Raw genomic sequence first — 19,846 nt, forward strand, 5'->3', positions numbered from 1 at the left:
GCGGCCCCGCGGGCCGACGGGACCGCGGGGCCTGCAAGCGGTCTGCCGCCGCCTTCAGCGGGCCAGGAGCTGGGCCTCGTGGCGCTTCAGCGACCGGCGCGCCGCGCTGTAGGCGCTCAGCCCCTCGGCATGTTCCAGGTCCGGGAAAAGCTCGAGGATCTCCTCGCGCTGCGTCGCGCCGATGCCGCGGAGCGTGTAATCCCCGGGCTGGAAGCTCTCGGTCCAGGCGCCGTTCGACAGCACCACCTCGTGCCGGTCGAACATGAAGTGGATGTAGGAGACGCCGAGCGCGGTGACCTCGTCGATGCCGTCCATGCCGGTCAGGTGCTTGGCCGCGGCCAGGACCTCGCTTTCCTCGAAATAGAGCGCCGTCTTGTCGTTGCTGACGAGGATGCGGTGGTTGGGCGAGACCAGAAGGTCATGCTCCGGCAGCCCGTTGCCGAGCGCGCCCTTGCGGATCAGCACCGGCTTCATGTGCGGCTTGCGCGCCAGTTCGAACGGCGTCAGGTCGCGGCGGCCGATCCAGCGGATCTCCTGGATGCCGTTGTCGCGGGTGATCACCCGGTCGCCCTCGCGCAGATCCTCCACCAGCCGCTCGCCCTCGGGCGTCGCGATCAGCGTGCCGGGGGTGAAGCAGGGCACCACTTCCTCGATGTTGAAGAAGTCCATCCGGCCGGTGACATTGCCGGTGCCGTCGAGGAACTCGACCGTGCCGTCGATGCCGTTCGACGGCCGGTCGCCGTCGTCGTCGGGGCGCACATTGGTCAGCCGGAAGCCGTCCCGGCCGATGCCGGAGAGGTCGAGACGGTCGAAATCGTCGCCCTCCGAGCCGCCATAGACGGTGTCGCCGGCGCCCTCCTCGGCCGAGGCCACGCGGATCACGTCGCGGTCCGCATCGCCCCGGATGACGTCGATCCCGGCGCCGCCGTCGAGCGTGTCCGCGCCCTGCCCGCCGATCAGCGAATCGTCGCCGGCGCCGCCATGCAGCTCGTCGTCGTCGATGCCGGCATCCAGCGTGTCGTTGCCGGCATCGCCGAACAGCGTGTCATCGTCGTCGCCGGTCTGGACGAAATCGTTGCCGTCGCCGCCATAGACCAGGTCGCGGCCGTCATTCGGGTTGGGATCGGCCTCGAAGCCCAGCGGCACCGACTGCCCGGTCGGCGCGTTGGTATAGGTGTCGATGCCGGCGATGATCGTGTCGTGCCCGGCGCCGCCATAGATCGTGTCGGAGCCCTGTTCGTCGGTGATCCGGTCGTCACCATCGCCGCCATCGACCCAGTCGTCGTCGATGCCGCCCTCGATCACGTCGGCGCCGGTGCCGCCGAAGATCGTGTCGCGGTCGTCGCCGGTGCGGATCGTGTCGTTGCCGGCGCCGCCATCGACCCAGTCCCGGTCATCTTCGGGATCGGGATCCTCGTCGCGCCCGTCGAGCGGGTCGTCGGCCTGGGTGAAGGGCGAGCCCGGCGGCAGATCCTCGACCGGGAAGACATCGGTGTCGATGCGCGGATCGGCGTTGCCGGTCTCGACGACGTCGTCGCCGTCTCCGGCCTCGACGGTATCGCTGCCCTCGCCCGAGCGCACCGTGTCGTTGCCGCCGCCGGCCACCACGCGGTCGTCGTTCGGGGCGTCGTCGCCGATGATCGCATCCTCGTTGTCGATGCGGTCGGGCGGCGTGTCGGGATCGCCGGTATAGTCGATGTCGATCAGGTCGTCGCCGGCGGTGCCGGTGACGATGCCGTCGCGGCCGCCGCCGCCGCCCTCGGTGACGGTGACGACCAGTTCGCCCCAATCGGTGCCGCCCATGCCGTCATCGACCTCGTAGCGGATCGTGTCGGTGCCGGTGAAGCCGGGATCGGGGGTATAGGTGAGCGGGCCGTGCGGATCGGCCTGGGTCACGGTGCCGTTGGCGGGCTGCTCGAAGGCGCTGACGCCCAGCACGTCGCCGTCGGGATCGGTGTCGTTGGCCAGCACGTCGACGGTGACCGCGGTACCCTCGGTGGTGGTGGCGGCGTCGTCGTTGGCCACCGGCGGGGTGTTGCCGCCGCCGCCATTGCCGTCGCCGACGGAGACGGTCACCGTGGCGGTGTCCTGGCCGCCGCGCCCGTCATCGATCTCGTAGGTGAAGGTGTCGGTGCCCTCGAAGCCCGGATCCGGGGTGTAGAGCACGGTGCCGTCGCCGGTGATCTCGACCGTGCCGTTGCCCGGCGTGCTGACGAAGGTGACGCCGATGAAATCGCCGTCGGGATCGGAATCGTTGGCGGTAACGTCGATGCTGACCGAGGTGCCGATGGCGGTGGAGACCACGTCGTCCTGGGCGTTGGGATCGAGGTTGCCGGGAATGTCGTTCATCGTGTCGACCCTTCTTTGCTTGGCGATGCGCGCGCGACGGGCGGGCCTCGCCGGGCTGCACACGGGTGCAGCCGATTGCTCACAGCGACTTGCGGAAGGCGCACAACGTTCCACCCCGGCGCCGCGGACACCCTTCGGGCTCCGCCTTGCGCCGCATCCTTCCGGATGTCGCTTTTGGTATGTGCGGTCACCCCCGTGACCTGCCGTCTCACGCCCCCCAGCCGGGCTTGAGGCGATAATTAAGCTTCGGATCGGGCCGGTAAATTAAAATTTGAAGCGAAATTGCGGCGGTCTTGTATCACTTGGCGGGACTCGCATCACCTTGGAAAAATTGAATTCTTCCCAAGGTTGAGACGGTTTACAGAATATCGGAGTCAAATCTTGAGCAAATGCCGTAAAGCTTGGCATTGCCGGCTGGCGGGTCGCCAATTCCTCTCCGCGGACCGGAGCCGGGCTCGCCTCTGGGTAATGTGAAATTTCCGCCCCATTTCCGACACACCGCCCGGCGCGAAGGTTCCGGCATGGGAACCAATCGTTAACAATTGCCGATATTGATCCTTTCCGACGCATCTTTGGCCACGATTCGGCCCGCCGCCCGTCCCGATCAGAACAACTCGACGTCGCCCGGCGGGCGCGGCGTCCGGCCCGGCCCGGCGCGCCCGTCCGCGGCCAGGTTTTCGGACAGGTGCCGCAGCCGCAGCGCCGCCGCCGCGGCGCGCAGCGCCCGCGGGTCGCAGAGCCAGTCGAGCCGCGCGAGATCGGCGCAGAACCGGGCCAGATCGGCGAGCACCTGGCGGCTCCGGTCGAGTTCCTGCAGATGCGCCTCGGGGGATCGGGTGCCGCCGCGGCGCTCAGCGTCGCCGCCACGGCGCCCTCGATCCGCGCCATGGCCCGTTCCAGATCGCCGAGTTCCCGGGCCAGCGCGGCGAGCACCTCCGCGCCCGTCGGCGCCTTCCCCCTGCGGCCCGCCGTCACAGCGGTCCCACGACGGCCTGCAGGCAATCCCGCATCTGCCGCGCATCGAACGGCTTGCGGATGAAGTTGTTGAGACCGAGCTGGCGTCCGGCGGCGAGGATCTGGCGGTCGAGCGTGCTGCTCACCAGCACGAAGCCGATCCGCTGGGTCAGCCGGTTCTCGCGCAGGGCGCGCAGCAATTCGAGGCCGTTGAGCCCGGGCATGTTGTAATCCGAGATCACCAGATGCACCGGCTGCGCGGCGATCCGCTGCAGCGCGGTCTGGCCATCCTTGCAGAAATCGATGTTCTCGAGGCCGATCTGGTCCAGCGCCATCAGGATCAGGCTGCGGCTGGTGCTCATGTCGTCGACGACCATCACCGACAGGGACTTTTTCAAAGCCATGGATCTCTCGCTCGCTTCGGAACAGGAACAGCCGATCGGGACGGAACGCCCGCGGCACGGGGCAGCGCCGGCTTCTGGCCGGAGGGAGCCGGGGGATGGCCGGCCTCCGGCGGCGGCGCCGCCGGGCGGTTTCGCCGGCCGCGCGGCGCGGCGCTCTCGTCGCGGACCGGGCTCATCCGCAGGCCTCCGGCAGCGGCGCGGCGAACAGCGCCTCGAGATCCAGCAGGCGCAGGATCCGGCCGCCCGGCGCCGCGATCCCGGCCAGGCAGCCGGCCTCGCTGACGCTGAAGCGCTCGGGCACCCGGGAGATGTCCTCCGCCTGCAGGGCCACGATGTCGGCCACGGTGCAGACCTTGAGCCCGACCGGCCCGGCCTCCGACCGCGCCACCACCACGACGGTCCGCCCCCGGCCGGGCGGCGCCGGCAGGCCGAGCCGCAGCGCGAGGTCGAGAACCGGCAGCACGGTGCCGTTCAGGTTGACCACGCCCAACACGTGGCGCGGCATGCGCGGCAGCGCGGCGATCCGGGCGAAGCTGCGGATCTCGCGCACCGCCTGCACGTCGAGGCAGAATTCCTGCTCGGCCAGCGCGAAGGTCAGGTAGGCCCCTGCATCCCGTCTCATCGCCCCGCCCCCCCCGTCGCGGCGCCCGCCGCCGCCCGCCCCGGCGGTGAGCCGAAGCGCTGCAGCTCGGCCGCGTCGAGAATCAGCGCCACGCCGCCATCGCCCAGGATGGTCGCCGCCGCGACCCCCGGCACCGGCCCGCAGGGCCCGGCGAGGCTCTTGATGACCACCTGCTGGCGGTCGATCACCCGGTCCACGGCGAGCGCGCAGAGCCCGCCGGGCTCGGCCTCGACCACGACGTGGATGCGGGCCCGGTCGGCCGTCTGCGTCTCCGGCGGCGGCGCACGGCCCACCCAGTCGCCGACGCGGGCGCCGAAGGCCGCGCGCAGATCGATCACCGGGGCCAGCGCGTCGCGGAAGCGGATCGCGCGGCGGTCGGGCGCCACGGACACGGCGCTCCCCTCCGACACCGTGACGGTCTCCAGAACGGCGCCGGTGGGCACCACGAGGCGCTGGCGCGCCGCCTCCACGATCAGCCCGTCGAGCACCGCCAGCGTCAGCGGCAGATCGATCGAGAAGCAGGTCCCCGCCCCCGGGGTCGAGGCGACGGAAACCCTGCCGCCCAGCGCGCGGATCGCGCGGTGCACGACGTCGAGCCCGACGCCGCGCCCGGACAGGTCGGTGATGTCCGGCCGCGTCGTGAAGCCCGGCGCGAACAGCAGGGCGTCGATCTCCGGGTCCGAGAGCCGCGCCTCGGGCGCCGCCAGGCCCCGCTCCCGCGCCAGGTCGAGGACCCGGGCGCGGTCGATGCCGCCGCCGTCATCGGCGATCTCGATCACCACGCGTCCGGAGCGGCAGGCCGCCGAGAGCCGGATCGCCCCCGCCGCCGGTTTGCCCCGCGCCCGGCGCTGTCCGGCAGGCTCGATGCCGTGATCGACGGCGTTGCGCAGCAGGTGGGTCAGCGGATCGACCAGCCGCTCGATCATGGTGCGGTCGATGCGCGTCTCGGCGCCCTCGATCTGCACCCCGACCGCCTTGCCGGCGCGGTCGGCGGCCTCACGCGCGACCCGGGCCATGCGCCGGAAGAGCGGCTTCACCGGTTGCGCGCGCAGCGCCATGAAGCGGTCCTGGAGGCGCTCGGTGAGGCGGCCGTAATCGTCCAGCACGACGCCGATCTCGCTGGCCGCGGCGAGGCCCGCGCGGTGCAGGGCGTCGTGCAGCGCGGAGCGGTTGACGATCAGCTCGCCCAGGGCGTCGCTCAGCTCGTCGAGCTGCGCGAGATCGACCCGGATCGTCGGCCGGGCCGCCTCGGGGTCCGGGCCGGGCGCGACGGGCCGATCGGGCGGCGGCGCCTCCGGTGGCGCGGCCGCGGTCACCGCGGGCGCGGGCGGATCGGAGGCCTGCCGGGCCGCGCCGGACGCCACCGCACCGGACGTGGGCGGCGCGTCGAGCGGTTGGATCGCGAGATCCGCCAGCGGCGCGACGAACTCGAAGAGCTCCGCCACCTCGGCCTCGGCGACCGGGCCGTGAAGGCGGAGACGCCAGCAGATGCCGGGATCGCCGGGGGCGGCCTTGGCCGCGCGCTCGGCCGTCACGTCGAGCCGGCCCAGCGTCTCGAGCTCGCGGAACAGATGTACCGGATCGTGGCCGCTCTCGAAGAGCGCCCGGGTCGGCCGCAGGGTGATCTCGAGGCCGCTTGCCGCCTCGGCGCCGGGGGGCGCGGGCAGCAGGTCGGCGGAGAGCGCCACCGGGGCGAACGCCTCATCCATGCCAGGCGCGTCCCGCCAGGCCGCGTCGGCGTCCGGGCCGACGGCCGTCTGTTGCGGGCGCGCCGCCTCGACCCGCTCCAGCAGCTCCGCTCCGGCCGGATCCGCGAGCGCCGGTTGCAGCCGGCTGGCCTCGAGCAGATCGGCCAGGTGGTCGGCGGCGCGTTCGAACAGCGCGATGGCGGCCGGTCCCAGCGCGGCGCCCTCGCGACGCACCCGGTCGAGCGCCGTTTCCAGGCCATGCGCGAAGGCCGTCACCGCGCGCAGGTCGAAGGCGGCGGCGCCGCCCTTGATCGAATGCACCGCCCGGAACACCGCGTTGACGGCTTCCGAACGCTCATGCGGCTCGCCGCCCAACCCGGCCAGGCGATCGGCCACGCTCTCCAGCAATTCCTCGCATTCGAGGAAGAAGGAGTCGCGGATCTCGTCGAGCTCACTCATCGCGCGGCCCCGGCGACGCGGCGGATGGCGGCGATCAGGCGGGCCTCCTCGAAGGGCTTCACGATCCAGCCAGTGGCGCCAAGGGCGCGGGCCCGGTCCTTGAGATCGCGGGCATTCTCGGTCGACAGGACCAGGATCGGCAGGCCGGTATAGCGCTCGTGCCGGCGGATCGCCGCGATGACGCCGAAGCCGTCGAGGCGCGGCATGTTCAGATCCGTGATCACCAGATCCGGCGCCAGGGCGTCGAGCCGGTCCACCGCGGCGCGCCCGTCGGCGGCGGTGTGGACCTCGAACCCGGCGCGCCCCAGGGTCAGCCGCAGCATGGCGCGGATGGTGCGGGAATCGTCGATTGCGAGGATGCGCGGACTCATGGCGCGCCCTCCGGGCCCGCCACCAGGTCGAGCAGGCCGAGAAGCCGCAGGTCGTCGCGCATCGCCGCCGACATGGCGATCTCGACCGTCCCGCCCCGGGCGCGGATCCGTTCGGCGGCGGCGGCCAGTTCGAGCGCGCAGAGCGTGCCGAGATGGCGCACCTCGCGGCCGTCGAGGCCGAGCGCCGGCCCGGGCCGGGCGGCCAGCTGTTCGGCCAGCGCCGCGGCCGCGTCGGTGTCGAGCCGGGGCGCGAGGATCAGCGGCGCGGTCACGGCGCGGTCCCGCGGGCGCGATCTGCGCGCCCGGCGGCGGCCGCAAGCGCACGCCCCCAGAGCCGTTCCGCGCGCCGGGCGATGGCGGGACGCCGCAGCGCGGCCGCGTCCCGGGGATCCCCGGCCGGGGGGCGCGCGCGGCAACCGCCCAGCGCCCGCGGCGCCGGCCCCGACCCGCGCCCGGTCTCCGAAGGAGACGCGGGATGCGCGGCGGACGCGGCTCTGCACCGGCCGCGCGTCATGTCGCCGCCTCGGCCCCGCCGCGGCGCATGCGGCCGGGCAGCGCCACCACGCCGGAAGGGCAGTCGGTGCCGGTCTCCCTGAGCGGCGCCGCGCGGGCCGCGGGGTTGAGACGGAAATGCGCCAGCGTGTCGACCAGCAGCACGGCATCCTTGCGCAGGGCCTCGCTGGCGGCGTTGGTCTCCTCGAGCCGCGCGGCGACCTGCTGGGTCGACTGGTCGAGCCGGCAGACCGAGCCGTTGACCTCCTCGAGGTTGACGCTCTGGGCCTTGGCGGAGCCCGAGATCTCGGAGACCCGCGCGGCGATCTCGGAGACCGCGGCGACGATCTGCTGCAGCGCGGTGCCGGTGCGGCCCACCAGTTCCACCCCGGTCTTCACCTCCGAGCCGCTGGCGGCGATCAGCGTCTTGATCTCGCGCGCCGCCTCGGAGCTGCGCTGGGCCAGCGCCCGGACCTCGGAGGCGACGACCGAGAAGCCGCGCCCGGCATCGCCGGCGCGCGCCGCCTCGACCCCGGCATTGAGCGCCAGGAGGTTGGTCTGGAAGGCGATGTCGTCAATCAGCTTGACGATGGTGGTGATCTCGTCCGAGGAGGCCGCGATGCGGTCCATGGCGGCCACGGTCTGCAGCACCACGTCGCCGGATTGCTCGGCCTGCAGGCGCGCCGCATCGACCGCCTGATCGGCCTCCGCCGCGCCCTCGGCGGTGCTGCGGACCGCCGCGGTGATCGTGTCGAGCGCCGCCGCGGTGCGCTCCAGCGTGGCGGCATTGGCCTCGGTGCGCCGGGTCAGCGCCTCCGCGGCGCCGCTGATCTCGCCCGAGGCGGCGGAGATGCTGCGGGCGCCGGCGACGATGTCGGTGAGCGCCGTCTCGAGGTTCGAGACGGTGGCGTTGAAATCCTGCCGCAGGTCCTCGTAGGTGCCGCCGAACGCCTCCTCGATCCGCAGCGCCAGATCGCCGCCGCGGAGCTGGCCGAGCGCCACGCGCAGCGCCTCGATGGCGTCTTCGCGGAGGCGGGTCTCGGCCTCGCGCTCGGCCCGCGCGGCGTGCAGCGCCTCGCTCTGGGCGGTGACGTCCTGGCCGATCAGCAGCAGCCGGGCGGTGCGGCCGCGGGGATCGGGGACCGGGATCAGCGAGCCCTCGATCAGCAGCGGCGTGCGGCGCGGCCGCGCCAGCGCGATGCGCCCGACGAAGCTCATGCCCCCGGCGATCTGCGCCAGCATCTCCGGCACCTCGGCGACCCCGTCGCCGAAGCGCTGGGCCAGATCCGGCAGCGCCGCGCCGGTCTCGGCCTCGAGGCCAAGCGCCTCGACCAGCGGGGGATTGGCGGTGAGGAAGCCGCCATCGGCGTCGAATTCGGCGACCATCAGGCCCGATTGCAGCGCCTCGAGGCTGGCCTTCGACAGCATCGCCTCGGTCACGTCGCGCCATTCCAGCACGTAACCGATGCGGCCGCCGGTCTCCGAGGTGATGGCGTTCAGCGTCAGCGACACCCAGCGCGCGCCCGCCTCCATGACCTCGCGCACCCGGCTTTCGCCCGCGGCGAGGCGGTCGCGGATCGCGGCGAGCCGCTCCGGCGGCACCAGATCGCCGTCCCGCCCGGTGAGGATCTGCGGCGCCGCGCGGCGCGCCGCAGCGAGCCCGCCGGCCGGCCCGTCGAGCACCACCTCCATGCAGCGGTTGGCGTGCAGCACGTTCATCTCGGCATCGGTGATCATCATCGCCACCGAGGCGTCGCGGAAGGCCGCGCCCTTCAGCTCGGCCGCGCGCCGCGCCTCCGCCGCCTCCGCCAGTTCGCCCCGGAGGGCGTCGAGCGACCGGCAGATCCGGCCGATATCGTCGCGCCGGTCGGTCTGGCGCACCCGGACGGCGTAATCGCCGGCGCGCAGCCGCTCGATCACCAGGCCGGCGCGCAGCACCGGGGTGACCAGCAGGCGGCGGTACAGCAGCAGCGCCGCGGCCATCACCGCCAGCCCGGCGAGCCCCGCGGCCAGCATGGCGTCGCGATGCAGCCCGGCCACCGGCGCCGCCAGACCGCCGGACCGGAACGCCACCGCCGCCGCCCCGCCCGCTGCGTCCGGACCGATGGGGCGGGCGATCTTCAGGCCGTCTCCCGCGGTGACGAGGCGCCGCTCCGCCAGGGCGCGGCGGGCCAGCGCGCGGAGCGCCGGATGCGCCGCGCCGTCGCCGCTGCCGGCGATCCCGGCCCCGTCGGCGCCGATCACCACGGCCGCGGCCACCGCGCGGCCCGCGGCGCGGCGCTGCGCCGACAGGAGCCGCGCCACCTCCGCCGGTGCGCCCGCGGCCACCGGGGCTTCGAGCAGCGTCGCGAGGAACGTCGTTTCCGCCGCGGCGCGCGCGGCGGCCCCCCGCGCCGCGGTGTCGGAGAGCCCGCGGGCATAGATCGCGGTCAGCGCCGCGCAGACCAGGAAGATCGACAGGAAGGTCAGGCCGGCCATCTGCGGCAGCAGCGAGCGAAAGCCCGGGACCCGGATCCCCGCCGCGGTCCGCTCAGGCGCATCCGGGGGCGCATCCCCGTCCCTCCGATTGCCCAGTTCCATGCCGTGCCCCCGCAACCGCCGGTCTCGTCTCCGGCCGGGCGTCACCTTCGCGGGGGGCGATTAACGCGCGATGAAACCCGCCCCCCCCGGACATGCGGCATTCGAGGCGAATGCGCGCGACCCGGCGGGCGGTCATTCCTTGAGGCTGCGCAGGATGAGGTTGGTCTGGGCGCTGGCCACCGCGGGCTGGCGGAACAGGAAATCCTCGAGAAAGCGGTTATAGGCCTCGAGATCGGCGCAGACGACATGCAGGTGGTAATCCGACTGCCCGGTGGTGGCGTAGCAGGCGCGGATCTCGTCCTTGGTGCGCACCGCGCGGATGAAACCTTCAAGGAGCGTCGGGTCGTGCCGGGTCAGCGCCACGTGGACGATCGCCCGGAAGCCGAGCCCGAGCGCGGCATCGTCGATCTCGATGCCGTAGCGCCGGATCACCCCGGCCTCCTCGAGCGCCCGCACGCGCCGCCAGCAAGCCGAGGCCGAGAGGCCGCAGCGCGCCGCCAGTTCGGCATTGGGGATTCGGCTGTCGCGCGCCAGTTCGCGCAGGATGGCGCGCTCCGCTTCGCCCAGTTCCGGATATCTGTTTCGGTAACCCTGCCCCATGCGGATACATTTTTCACGACTGCCGCGGTCGGGCAAGCATTCCGGTCACATTTCTCGCGCCATCCGGGGCATGCTTTCGGGATCGGAGGAGCATTCCATGACCCGGCACGAAACCCGCTTCGAGACCTATTCGCTGGACGACCGCTACGACCGCACCGAGGGCCGCGTCTTTCTGACCGGCACCCAGGCGCTGGCCCGCATCCCGCTCGACCAGGCGCGGCGCGACCGCGCCGCCGGGCTGAACACGGCGGGCTTCGTCTCGGGCTATCGCGGCTCGCCGCTGGGCGGGCTCGATCAGGAACTCTGGCGCATGGGCGACAGGCTCACCGACAACCGCATCGAGTTCCTGCCGGCGGTGAACGAGGATCTGGCCGCCACGGCGATCCTCGGCACCCAGCAGGCCAGCCTGCGCCCCGAGGCCGAGGTCGAGGGGGTCTTCGCCATGTGGTACGGCAAGGGGCCGGGCGTCGACCGCTCCGGCGACGCGCTGCGCCACGGCAACGCCTATGGCTCGGCGCCCAAGGGCGGCGTGCTGGTGGTCGCCGGCGACGATCACGGCTGCGTTTCCTCGTCGATGCCGCACCAGTCCGACGCCGCCTTCCTGGCCTGGTTCATGCCGGTGCTGAACCCCGCCGACATCCGCGAATACCTCGAATACGGCGCCTACGGCATCGCGCTGTCGCGCTTCTCCGGCACCTGGGTCGGCTTCAAGGCGATCTCCGAGACCGTGGAGGCCGGCCAGTCGATCGAGCTGCCGCCCGAGCCGGTCTTCGCCCAGCCCGACTTCATCGCGCCCGAGGGCGGGCTGCACGTGCGCGCCGCCGACATGCCGAGCGTCGAGATCGAGACCCGGATCGGCCACAAGCTCGACGCGGTGGAGGCCTTCGTGGAGGCCAACCCGATCGACCGCCACATCTACGACGTGCCGGGCGCGCGCTACGGCATCGTCACCACCGGCAAGGGCCATCACGACCTGATGGAGGCGCTGCGGCTGCTCGGCCTCGACGAGGCGGCCTGCCGCCGGCTCGGCATCGACATCTACAAGATCGGCATGGTCTGGCCCCTGGCGCGGCGCGACGCGCTGGCCTTCGTCGAGGGCAAGGAGGAGGTGCTGGTCGTCGAGGAGAAGCGCGGCATCATCGAGAGCCAGTTCAAGGAATACTTCTATGACTGGCCGGGCTCGAAGCCGAAAAAGATGGTCGGCAAGCACCGCGCCGCGGGCGACCCGCTGATCCCCTGGACCGGCGAGCTCTCGCCGCTGCAGCTCGTGCCGATCGTCGCCGAGCGTCTGCACGCCTTCTTCCCCGAGGAAGGGCTCAAGGCGCGCGCCGAGGCGCTGACCGCCACCCCGGCCCCGGTCCTGTCGGTGCCGGGCGCCACGCGGACGCCCTATTTCTGCTCCGGCTGCCCGCACAACACCTCGACCAAGGTGCCCGAAGGCTCGGTCGCGGCCTCGGGCATCGGCTGCCACGTCATGGCGGCCTGGATGGACCGCGACACGCTGGGCTTCGCGCAAATGGGCGGCGAGGGCGTGCCCTGGGCGGCCGGGTCGCGCTTCTTCGGCCGCAAGCACCTGTTCCAGAATCTCGGCGAGGGCACCTGGTACCATTCCGGCTCGCTCGCCATCCGCCAGGCCGTCGCCGCCGGCGCCAACATCACCTACAAGATCCTCTACAACGACGCCGTGGCGATGACCGGCGGCCAGCCGGTGGACGGCCCGGTCAGCCCCGCCGGCATCGCCTGGGCCTGCCGCGCCGAAGGCGTGGAGCGCATCGCCGTGGTCTCGAACGCGCCCGGCAAGTTCCGGTCGGGGGATTTCCCGCCGGGCACCAGCTTCCATCCCCGCGACCGGCTCGACCCGGTGCAGCGCGAACTGCGCGAGGTCAGGGGCGTCTCGGTGCTGGTCTACGAGCAGACCTGCGCCACCGAGCTGCGGCGCCGCCGCAAGCGCGGCAAGGCCGCCGACCCGGACCGCTTCGCCTGGATCAACCCGCTGGTCTGCGAGGGCTGCGGCGATTGCTCGGTGGAGAGCAACTGCCTGAGCGTCGAGCCGCGCGAGACCGAGTTCGGCCGCAAGCGCAAGATCAACCTCTCGACCTGCAACAAGGATTTCTCCTGCCTGAACGGCTTCTGCCCGAGCTTCGTCACCGTCGAGGGGGCGGAGCGGAGAAAGCCCGAGGCGCAGGGTCTCGACCTCGAGGCGCTGAAGGCGCAGCTGCCGCAGCCCGCCCTGCCCGACCTGGCCCGGCCCTGGGACCTCTTGGTCGCCGGCGTCGGCGGCACCGGCGTGGTGACGCTGGGCGCGCTGGTCAGCATGGCGGCGCATCTCGAGGGCAAGGGCGCGAGCGTGCTCGACTTCACCGGCTTCGCGCAGAAATTCGGCACCGTGCTGGGCTATGTCCGGCTCGCCGCGCGGCCCGGCGACATCCACCAGGTGCGCATCGAGCGCGGCTCGGCCGATGCCGTGGTGGGCTGCGACGCGGTGGTCTGCTCCGCGCCCAAGGCCTCGGTGCATTACCGCCAGGGCACGCGGGTGGTGCTGAACGAGGCCGAGATGCCGACCGGCGACCTGGTGCTGCGGCGCGACGCCGATCTCAGGATCGGCGAGCGCGCGGCGCTGATCCGGCGCACCGTGGGCGCGGACAATGTCAGCGCCTTCGACGCCAACCGCGCCGCCGAGGCGCTGATGGGCGACGCGGTCTTTGCCAACATGATGCTGCTCGGCGCCGCCTGGCAGCGCGGCCTCGTGCCGGTCTCCGAGACCGCGCTACGCCAGGCGATCCTGCTGAACGGCGTGGCGGTGGAGCGCAACAACCGCGCCTTCGATCTCGGCCGGGTGATGACGGCGCGGCCCGAGGCGCTGGCCCCCTGGCTGGCGGAGGCCGCGCCGGACGAGGAGACGCCCGAGGCGCTGATCGCGCGGCGCGCCGACTTCCTCGCCGGCTATCAGGATGCGGCCTATGCAGAGCGCTACCGCGACCGGCTGGGCGCCTTCCGCGCCGCCCTGCCCGAGGCGCCCGACGCGGTGGTCGCGGCAGCGGCGCGGTCGCTCTTCAAGCTGATGGCCTACAAGGACGAATACGAGGTCGCGCGGCTCTTCACCGAGACCGGCTTCGAGGACGAACTGGCAGACCGGTTCTCGGGCCCGTTCCGGGTGCAGTACCACATGGCGCCGCCGATCCTGCCTCTGGGCCGCGATGCCCGCGGCCGGCCGCGCAAGATCCGGCTGGGGCCGTGGCTGACCCCGGCGCTGCGGCTGCTGGCGCGCGGCCGGCGCATCCGTAACCGCTGGTACGACCCCTTCGCCCGCAGCGCCGACCGCCGGCTCGACCGCGCCCTGCTGACCTGGTTCGAGGAGGTGCTGACCCATGTCGAGCAGAGCTTCGACCCGGCCGACCCGGAACCCGCGCGGGCGCTCCTCGCCCTGCCGATGGAGATCCGCGGCTACGGCCCGGTGCGCGAGGCCGCGGCGGAGCAGGTCCGCGCGCAGGCCGACGCGATGTTCGCGCGGCGGGGTGCAGCGGCCTAGCCGGGCGTGCAATTGGGGTCTGCGGGCACGGTGGGTTCTGTGCCGCGAGGACCCCCGCTCCGATCCGAGGCCGCGCCCGGCCACTCGGCCGCGCAGCGCCGTCCTGGCCCCGCCGGGGCGGCGCGTGTCAGCGTCCCACCGGCGAGACGACGCGGCCCTTTTCTCGGCATGACAGGCCGCCCGCAGGTTCTGGCGCGGTTCCCGAGATGACAGGCCCGACCGACGGCCGCGCGCCTGTGGCGCGGACGCTTGCGGAAGTCATTTGGTCGACGGGCCGTGTCGGCCATTATTGAAGTTCCCCGCGCCGATCCAAAGGCCCGCCCGGCTGCGAGGCCGGGCAGCGCCGTCCCGCCCCCCGGGGCGGCGCTTGTCAGCGCCACCCCGGCGGGACGACGCTGCCCTCTTCTCGGAAAGACAAGCGGGCGCCCGTCACCGGATCGGGTTTACCGGCCACACGCGCGCACCGGCCCGACGAGACGGTGCTGCGCGCGTTCAACCCGACAGCCCGGCCGCAGCGCCGCGTTCAGGCGTTCCAGGCGCGGTCTTCGTCGCCGATGCGCACCCGGGTCGGCAGGCCGATGCGGTCTAGCACCTCGAAGAACGGCTTGGGATCCATCTCCTCGACATTGCGCATGGTCTCGGCGTCCCAGGGGCCCTGGGCGATCAGGATCGCCGCCGCCACCGGCGGCACCCCGGCAGTGTAGGAGATGCCCTGCGAGCCGACCTCCTCGTAGGCCTCCTTGTGGTCGGCGACGTTGTAGACGAAGACCTCGACCTCCTGGCCGTCCCTGGTGCCCTTGACGAAATCGCCGATGCAGGTCTTGCCGGTGTAATCGGGGGCGAGGCTCGCCGGATCCGGCAGGCAGGCCTTCACCACCTTCAGCGGCACCACCTCCTGGCCCTCGGCCAGCCGCACCGGCTGCTCCGAGAGCAGGCCAATATTCTTCAGCACCGTGAAGACGTTGATGTAATGCTCGCCGAAGCCCATCCAGAACCGCACATCGGCCTGCGGGTAGTTGGTGGCCAGCGAATGCACCTCGTCATGGCCGGACTGGTAGGCGGTCTGCTTGCCCACCACCGGCAGGTCCCATTCGCGGCCGGTCTCGAACATCGCCTTTTCCTTCCACTGGCCGTCCTCCCAGTAATAGACGGTGCCGGTGAATTCGCGGAAGTTGATCTCGGGATCGAAATTGGTGGCGAAATACTTGCCGTGGCTGCCGGCATTGATGTCGACGATGTCGATGGATGTGACCTCGTCCATGAACTCGTCGATGGCGAAGCGGGCATAGGCGTTGACCACGCCGGGATCGAAGCCGGCGCCGAGGATCGCGGTGACGCCCTTCTCGGTGCAGGCGTCGCGCTTCTTCCACTCGTAATTGGCGTACCACGGCGGGGTCTCGCAGATCTTGTCGGGCTCCTCGTGGATCGCGGTGTCGATATAGGCCGCGCCGGTGGCCAGGCAGCCGTCGAGCACGTGCATGTTGACGAAGGCGGTGCCCACGTTGATGACGATCTCGGCGCCGGTCCTCTCGATCAGCGCGGCCACCTGGTCGGACCGGGTGGCGTCGATCTCGTGGGTCTGGAACGTGCCCGCGACCTTCATCGCGTCCTTCTCGTGCACCGAGGCGACGATGGCGTCGCATTTCGACCGGGTCCGCGAGGCGATGTGCAGATCGCCGAGGATGTCGTTGTTCTGGGCGCATTTATGCGCGACCACCTGGGCGACGCCGCCGGCGCCGATGATGAGCACGTTGCGTTTCATGAGCCTGTCAGGTCCCCTCTGTTATGTCGCGTGGCCGGCGGCGCGGCGCGCGGCGGGCCGGCCGGTCAGGAGAGCGCCGCCTTGAAGTCGTCATAGCCGAAATCGCGCACCAGCCGCTCCGTTCCGTCGAGCTCGCGGATCGCGATGGCGGGCATCTTTACGCCGTTGAACCAGTTCTTCTTGACCATGGTGTAGCCCGCCGCATCGTCGATCGAGAGCCGGTCGCCCGGGGCCAGCGGGCCCGGGAAGCGGAACTCCCCGAAGACGTCGCCGGCGAGGCAGGACTTGCCGCAGATCATCCATTCCTCGGGCCCGTCGCTGCGCATCTTGGCGCTCTCGCGGTAGATCAGCAGGTCCAGCATGTGGGCCTCGATCGAGCTGTCGACGATGGCCAGGTTCTTGCCGTTGTAGAGCGTGTCGAGCACCGTCACCTCGAGCGTGGTCGAGCGGGTGATCGCCGCCTCGCCGGGCTCGAGATAGACCTGCACGCCGTTCTCGCCGGCGAAGCGCTTCAGGCGCTCGGCCAGCCGGTCGAGCGGGTAGCCCTCGCCGGTGAAGTGGATGCCGCCGCCGAGGCTGATCCACTCCATGCGCCGGATCAGCGCGCCGAAGCGGTCCTCGATATGGGTCAGCATCTCGTCGAAGCGGTCGAAGTCGTCGTTCTCGCAATTGTTGTGGAACATGAAGCCCGAGATCAGCTCGGCCACCGGCGCGATGTCCTCGGGCGCGTGCTCGCCCAGGCGCGAGAACGGCCGCGACGGGTCGGCGAGGTCGAAGCCCGAGGTCGAGACCCCGGGATTGACGCGCAGGCCGCGGGTCAGCCCGGCGCTCTGGGCCTCGAAGCGCAGGAGCTGCGCCGCGGTGTTGAAGATCATCTTGTCGGCGTAGGACACCGCCTCGTCGATCTCGTGATCGGCCCAGGCCACCGAATAGGCGTGGGTCTCCTTGCCGAAGGTCTCGCGCCCCAGGCGCAGCTCGAAGAGCGAGGACGAGGTGGTGCCGTCCATGTAATCGCGCATCAGGTCGAAGACCGACCAGGTGGCGAAGCATTTCAGCGCCAGCAGCGCGCGGGCGCCGGAGGCCTCGCGCAGGCCCGCGATCTTCTCCAGATTGGGCAGCAGGCGCGCCTTGTCGATCAGGTAATACGGCGTCTGCATCTGCGTCCTCCATCGGCGACGGCAGCGGTCCGTATAGGCAATGGGGGCGCGGGGGGCAAGGCGGGCGGGGCCGCGAACCGGCCCGGCGGCGGCGCGGCGTCGGGCGCCGGACCGAGGGGCCGGCCCCTCGGGCTCCCCGGGATATTTCGGCTCAGAAGAAGGTGCCGGGCGGCGCTCAGGCGCGGGGCGGCGCAGCGTCCCGGCCGATGCCCTCCCAGAGCGCGAAATCGGCGGCGCAGCGGCGGCGCAGACGGGCCCGGAGATCGGGCGACAGATCCAGATCGGCGCGCGGCGAGACGTTTTCGCGCGGCAGATCGAGCGCCACGCCGAGCCTCTCTTCGAGAAAGCCGATCAGCGCCGCCTGGTCCTCGTAGCGGAACAGATGGGTGACGCGGGTGCCGTTGGGCCGCGGCGCGACGAATTTCGACTGCTGGCCGACATCGGCCCAGGCCGGGCGCGGCTCGCTCAGATAGCCCGCCACGAAGGTATCGAAATCGAGCCCGCGGGTCGAGACCGGGCGGCCGTCGAGAAAGCCGCGCTGGCGGTAGCGGTACCAGCTGCCGAGCCAGCTGACCGGCTCGCGGATCACCGCCGCCACATCCATCTGCCCGGCGCCCATCTTCTCGAACATCGGCCGGAAGAAGCGGTTGTAACGGTAGACCGGCGCGTGCTTGAGCTCGGGCGGGTCGCTGACCACCAGCCCGGCATGCGGCGCCAGCGCCCGCGCATAGGCCGAGGTGCCGGTCTTGGGCACCGCCAAGAGCACCAGTCTTTGCTTCCAGAACACCAGCATGCGCCCCCGCCCCGCATCGTTTCGTTCCGCGTAAACTACGCCTTAACTCGGGCACGAAAAAGTAACCCGCGGGCAAGGCGTTCTCCTTGCAATGTTCCCTCTTTGGTCCGATATTGCGCGGAACAAGAGGCGAACGAAGCAGCGATTGCCGCGCGGCGGCACGTGTGAGACAAGGACAGGATTCTCATGAAAACGGCAGATCTCCTGACGATGGACACGAAGCGCAACGCGGACAAGCAGAAGGCGCTCGACTCGGCGCTGGCGCAGATCGAGCGGCAGTTCGGCAAGGGCTCGATCATGAAGCTGGGCGGGGACAACCCGTTCAAGGATATCGAGGCGACCTCGACCGGCTCGCTCGGGCTCGACATCGCGCTCGGCATCGGCGGGCTGCCGAAGGGCCGGATCATCGAGATCTACGGCCCCGAATCCTCCGGCAAGACGACGCTGACGCTGCATTGCGTGGCCGAGGAGCAGAAGAAGGGCGGCGTCTGCGCCTTCGTCGATGCCGAGCACGCGCTCGACCCGCAATACGCCAAGAAGCTGGGCGTCGATCTCGACGAGCTGCTGATCTCGCAGCCCGATACCGGCGAGCAGGCGCTGGAGATCACCGACACGCTGGTGCGCTCCGGCGCGGTCTCCATGGTGGTGGTCGATTCGGTCGCCGCGCTGACCCCGAAGAGCGAGCTCGAGGGCGACATGGGCGACAGCTCGGTGGGCGTGCATGCCCGGCTGATGAGCCAGGCCATGCGCAAGCTCACCGGCTCGATCAGCCGCTCGAACTGCATGGTGATCTTCATCAACCAGATCCGCATGAAGATCGGCGTCATGTTCGGCTCGCCGGAGACCACCACCGGCGGCAACGCGCTGAAATTCTATTCCTCGGTGCGCATGGACATCCGCCGCATCGGCTCGATCAAGGACCGCGACGAGGTGGTGGGCAACGCCACCCGGGTCAAGGTGGTCAAGAACAAGGTGGCGCCGCCGTTCAAGCAGGTCGAGTTCGACATCATGTATGGCGAGGGCATCTCAAAGACCGGCGAGCTGATTGATCTCGGCGTCAAGGCCGGCGTCGTGGAGAAGTCGGGCTCGTGGTATTCCTACGGCGACGAGCGCATCGGCCAGGGCCGCGAGAACGCCAAGACCTTCCTGAAGGAGAACCAGGGCGTGGCGATGGAGATCGAGGACAAGATCCGCGCCGCGCACGGGCTCGACTTCCACATGGAGGAATCCGACGACGACGTGGTCGAGGGGTGAGCGCGGCCGGCCGTCCCCTGTCCCCCGGGGGCGCGGACGGGCCGGCGCCGGCTGTGAGCTCTGACGGCGCGGGCAAGACCGCCCGCGTGGCGCCCGAGCGGCAGGTCCGGCGCGCCGAGCTCGAGGCGGCGATCCCCGCCATCCGCGCCGCGCCGAAGGACGGCGCGGCGGTCGAGATGCTGTGCCTGCGCCCCGATTACGGCCAGCGCCGCTTCGTCGAGGAGATCCGGGTGACCCGGGCGGAGGGCATTCCGGGCGAGCGCTGGGCCACGCGACCCTGGCTGCGCCTGCCCTCGGGTGCGCCGCATCCCGGCATCCAGGTCTGCATCCTGCAGCGCCGCGTGCTCGACCTCGTCTGGCGCGACCGCGACCGCGTCGCCCATCCCGGCGACAGCTTCGTGGTCGACATGGACCTGTCCGAGGACAACCTGCCCGCGGGCCAGTACCTGCAGGCCGGCAGCGCCGTGCTCCGGGTCTCGGCGGTGTTCAACGAGGCCTGCGCGAAATGGCGCCACCGCTACGGCAGCGATGCCAAGGACTGGGTGGCGGCGCCCGAGAACCGCCGCCACCGGCTGCGCGGCATCCTCTGCCGGGTGATGGCCGACGGCACCATTCGCGCCGGCGATCGGCTGCAGAAGCTTGCCGGGCGGCCGCGCGGCTGAGGCGACGCCCGGCGCGCGGCCGCAGCGCCTTGCGGGCGGGCGCCGCGGGGGGGGGGGGGGGGGGGGGGGGGGGGGGGGGGGGGGGGGGGGGGGGGGGGGGGGGGGGGGGGGGGGGGGGGGGGGGGGGGGGGGGGGGGGGGGGGGGGGGGGGGGGGGGGGGGGGGGGGGGG

15 protein-coding genes are annotated in these 19,846 nt (G+C 71.8%); 3 read left to right on the plus strand and 12 right to left on the minus strand.

Going from position 1 to position 19,846, the window contains the following annotated elements; genetic code table 11:
* Positions 1 to 54: 54 nt before the first annotated feature.
* The 9 genes from ACXYMW_RS06910 to ACXYMW_RS06950 form a co-directional block, all read right to left on the minus strand.
* On the minus strand, positions 55 to 2,349 hold the full coding sequence (locus ACXYMW_RS06910; protein ID WP_459034568.1) for a Hint domain-containing protein: 2,295 nt from the start codon (positions 2,347 to 2,349) through the stop codon (positions 55 to 57).
* A 604-nt stretch (positions 2,350 to 2,953) separates the two neighbouring features.
* Complete coding sequence (locus ACXYMW_RS06915) at positions 2,954 to 3,139, minus strand: hypothetical protein (protein ID WP_459034569.1); 186 nt, start codon at positions 3,137 to 3,139, stop codon at positions 2,954 to 2,956.
* Positions 3,140 to 3,320: 181 nt separating this feature from the next.
* Positions 3,321 to 3,707: a response regulator gene (locus tag ACXYMW_RS06920; RefSeq protein ID WP_459034570.1), complete on the minus strand. Its 387-nt coding sequence runs from the start codon at positions 3,705 to 3,707 to the stop codon at positions 3,321 to 3,323.
* 172 nt (positions 3,708 to 3,879) lie between these two features.
* Positions 3,880 to 4,329, minus strand: a complete 450-nt coding sequence (locus ACXYMW_RS06925) for a chemotaxis protein CheW (protein ID WP_459034571.1) — start codon at positions 4,327 to 4,329, stop codon at positions 3,880 to 3,882.
* Positions 4,326 to 6,476, minus strand: a complete 2,151-nt coding sequence (locus tag ACXYMW_RS06930) for a chemotaxis protein CheA (protein ID WP_459034572.1) — start codon at positions 6,474 to 6,476, stop codon at positions 4,326 to 4,328. The genes ACXYMW_RS06925 and ACXYMW_RS06930 overlap by 4 nt, the downstream gene beginning before the upstream one ends.
* Entirely contained in the window at positions 6,473 to 6,847 is a 375-nt protein-coding gene (locus ACXYMW_RS06935) for a response regulator (RefSeq protein ID WP_459034573.1), read from the minus strand. The genes ACXYMW_RS06930 and ACXYMW_RS06935 overlap by 4 nt, the downstream gene beginning before the upstream one ends.
* Complete coding sequence (locus tag ACXYMW_RS06940; protein ID WP_459034574.1) at positions 6,844 to 7,119, minus strand: hypothetical protein; 276 nt, start codon at positions 7,117 to 7,119, stop codon at positions 6,844 to 6,846. Before ACXYMW_RS06940 ends, ACXYMW_RS06935 begins: the two co-directional genes overlap by 4 nt.
* A gap of 238 nt (positions 7,120 to 7,357) precedes the next feature.
* Entirely contained in the window at positions 7,358 to 9,817 is a 2,460-nt protein-coding gene (locus tag ACXYMW_RS06945) for a methyl-accepting chemotaxis protein (RefSeq protein WP_459034575.1), read from the minus strand.
* A gap of 234 nt (positions 9,818 to 10,051) precedes the next feature.
* The gene (locus ACXYMW_RS06950; RefSeq protein ID WP_459034576.1) at positions 10,052 to 10,519 is read right to left on the minus strand and encodes an Lrp/AsnC family transcriptional regulator; all 468 of its coding nucleotides are present in this window, start codon (positions 10,517 to 10,519) and stop codon (positions 10,052 to 10,054) included.
* Positions 10,520 to 10,616: 97 nt separating this feature from the next.
* Here ACXYMW_RS06950 and ACXYMW_RS06955 point away from each other — a divergent pair, with 97 nt between their 5' ends.
* The gene (locus ACXYMW_RS06955; protein WP_459034577.1) at positions 10,617 to 14,048 is read left to right on the plus strand and encodes an indolepyruvate ferredoxin oxidoreductase family protein; all 3,432 of its coding nucleotides are present in this window, start codon (positions 10,617 to 10,619) and stop codon (positions 14,046 to 14,048) included.
* 523 nt (positions 14,049 to 14,571) lie between these two features.
* On the opposite strand, the gene ACXYMW_RS06960 is transcribed toward ACXYMW_RS06955, so the two are convergent.
* The 3 genes from ACXYMW_RS06960 to ACXYMW_RS06970 all read right to left on the minus strand — a co-directional run bounded on the left by ACXYMW_RS06960 (position 14,572) and on the right by ACXYMW_RS06970 (position 17,760).
* Positions 14,572 to 15,810 carry a saccharopine dehydrogenase family protein gene (locus ACXYMW_RS06960; protein WP_459034578.1) on the minus strand — a complete coding sequence of 413 codons (1,239 nt, stop codon included), beginning with the start codon at positions 15,808 to 15,810 and terminating at the stop codon, positions 14,572 to 14,574.
* A 65-nt stretch (positions 15,811 to 15,875) separates the two neighbouring features.
* On the minus strand, positions 15,876 to 16,967 hold the full coding sequence (locus ACXYMW_RS06965; RefSeq protein WP_459034579.1) for a carboxynorspermidine decarboxylase: 1,092 nt from the start codon (positions 16,965 to 16,967) through the stop codon (positions 15,876 to 15,878).
* Between the two features lie 175 nt (positions 16,968 to 17,142).
* Positions 17,143 to 17,760, minus strand: a complete 618-nt coding sequence (locus ACXYMW_RS06970) for a gamma-glutamyl kinase (protein WP_459034580.1) — start codon at positions 17,758 to 17,760, stop codon at positions 17,143 to 17,145.
* Between the two features lie 186 nt (positions 17,761 to 17,946).
* On the opposite strand from ACXYMW_RS06970, the gene recA reads away from it, so the two are divergent.
* Both recA and ACXYMW_RS06980 read left to right on the plus strand, forming a co-directional pair.
* Entirely contained in the window at positions 17,947 to 19,014 is a 1,068-nt protein-coding gene (recA, locus tag ACXYMW_RS06975; protein ID WP_459034581.1) for a recombinase RecA, read from the plus strand.
* A gap of 53 nt (positions 19,015 to 19,067) precedes the next feature.
* On the plus strand, positions 19,068 to 19,676 hold the full coding sequence (locus tag ACXYMW_RS06980; RefSeq protein ID WP_459034582.1) for an MOSC domain-containing protein: 609 nt from the start codon (positions 19,068 to 19,070) through the stop codon (positions 19,674 to 19,676).
* Positions 19,677 to 19,846: the final 170 nt, after the last annotated feature.

The sequence above is a fragment of the Roseivivax sp. CAU 1761 genome (genome assembly GCF_054482755.1).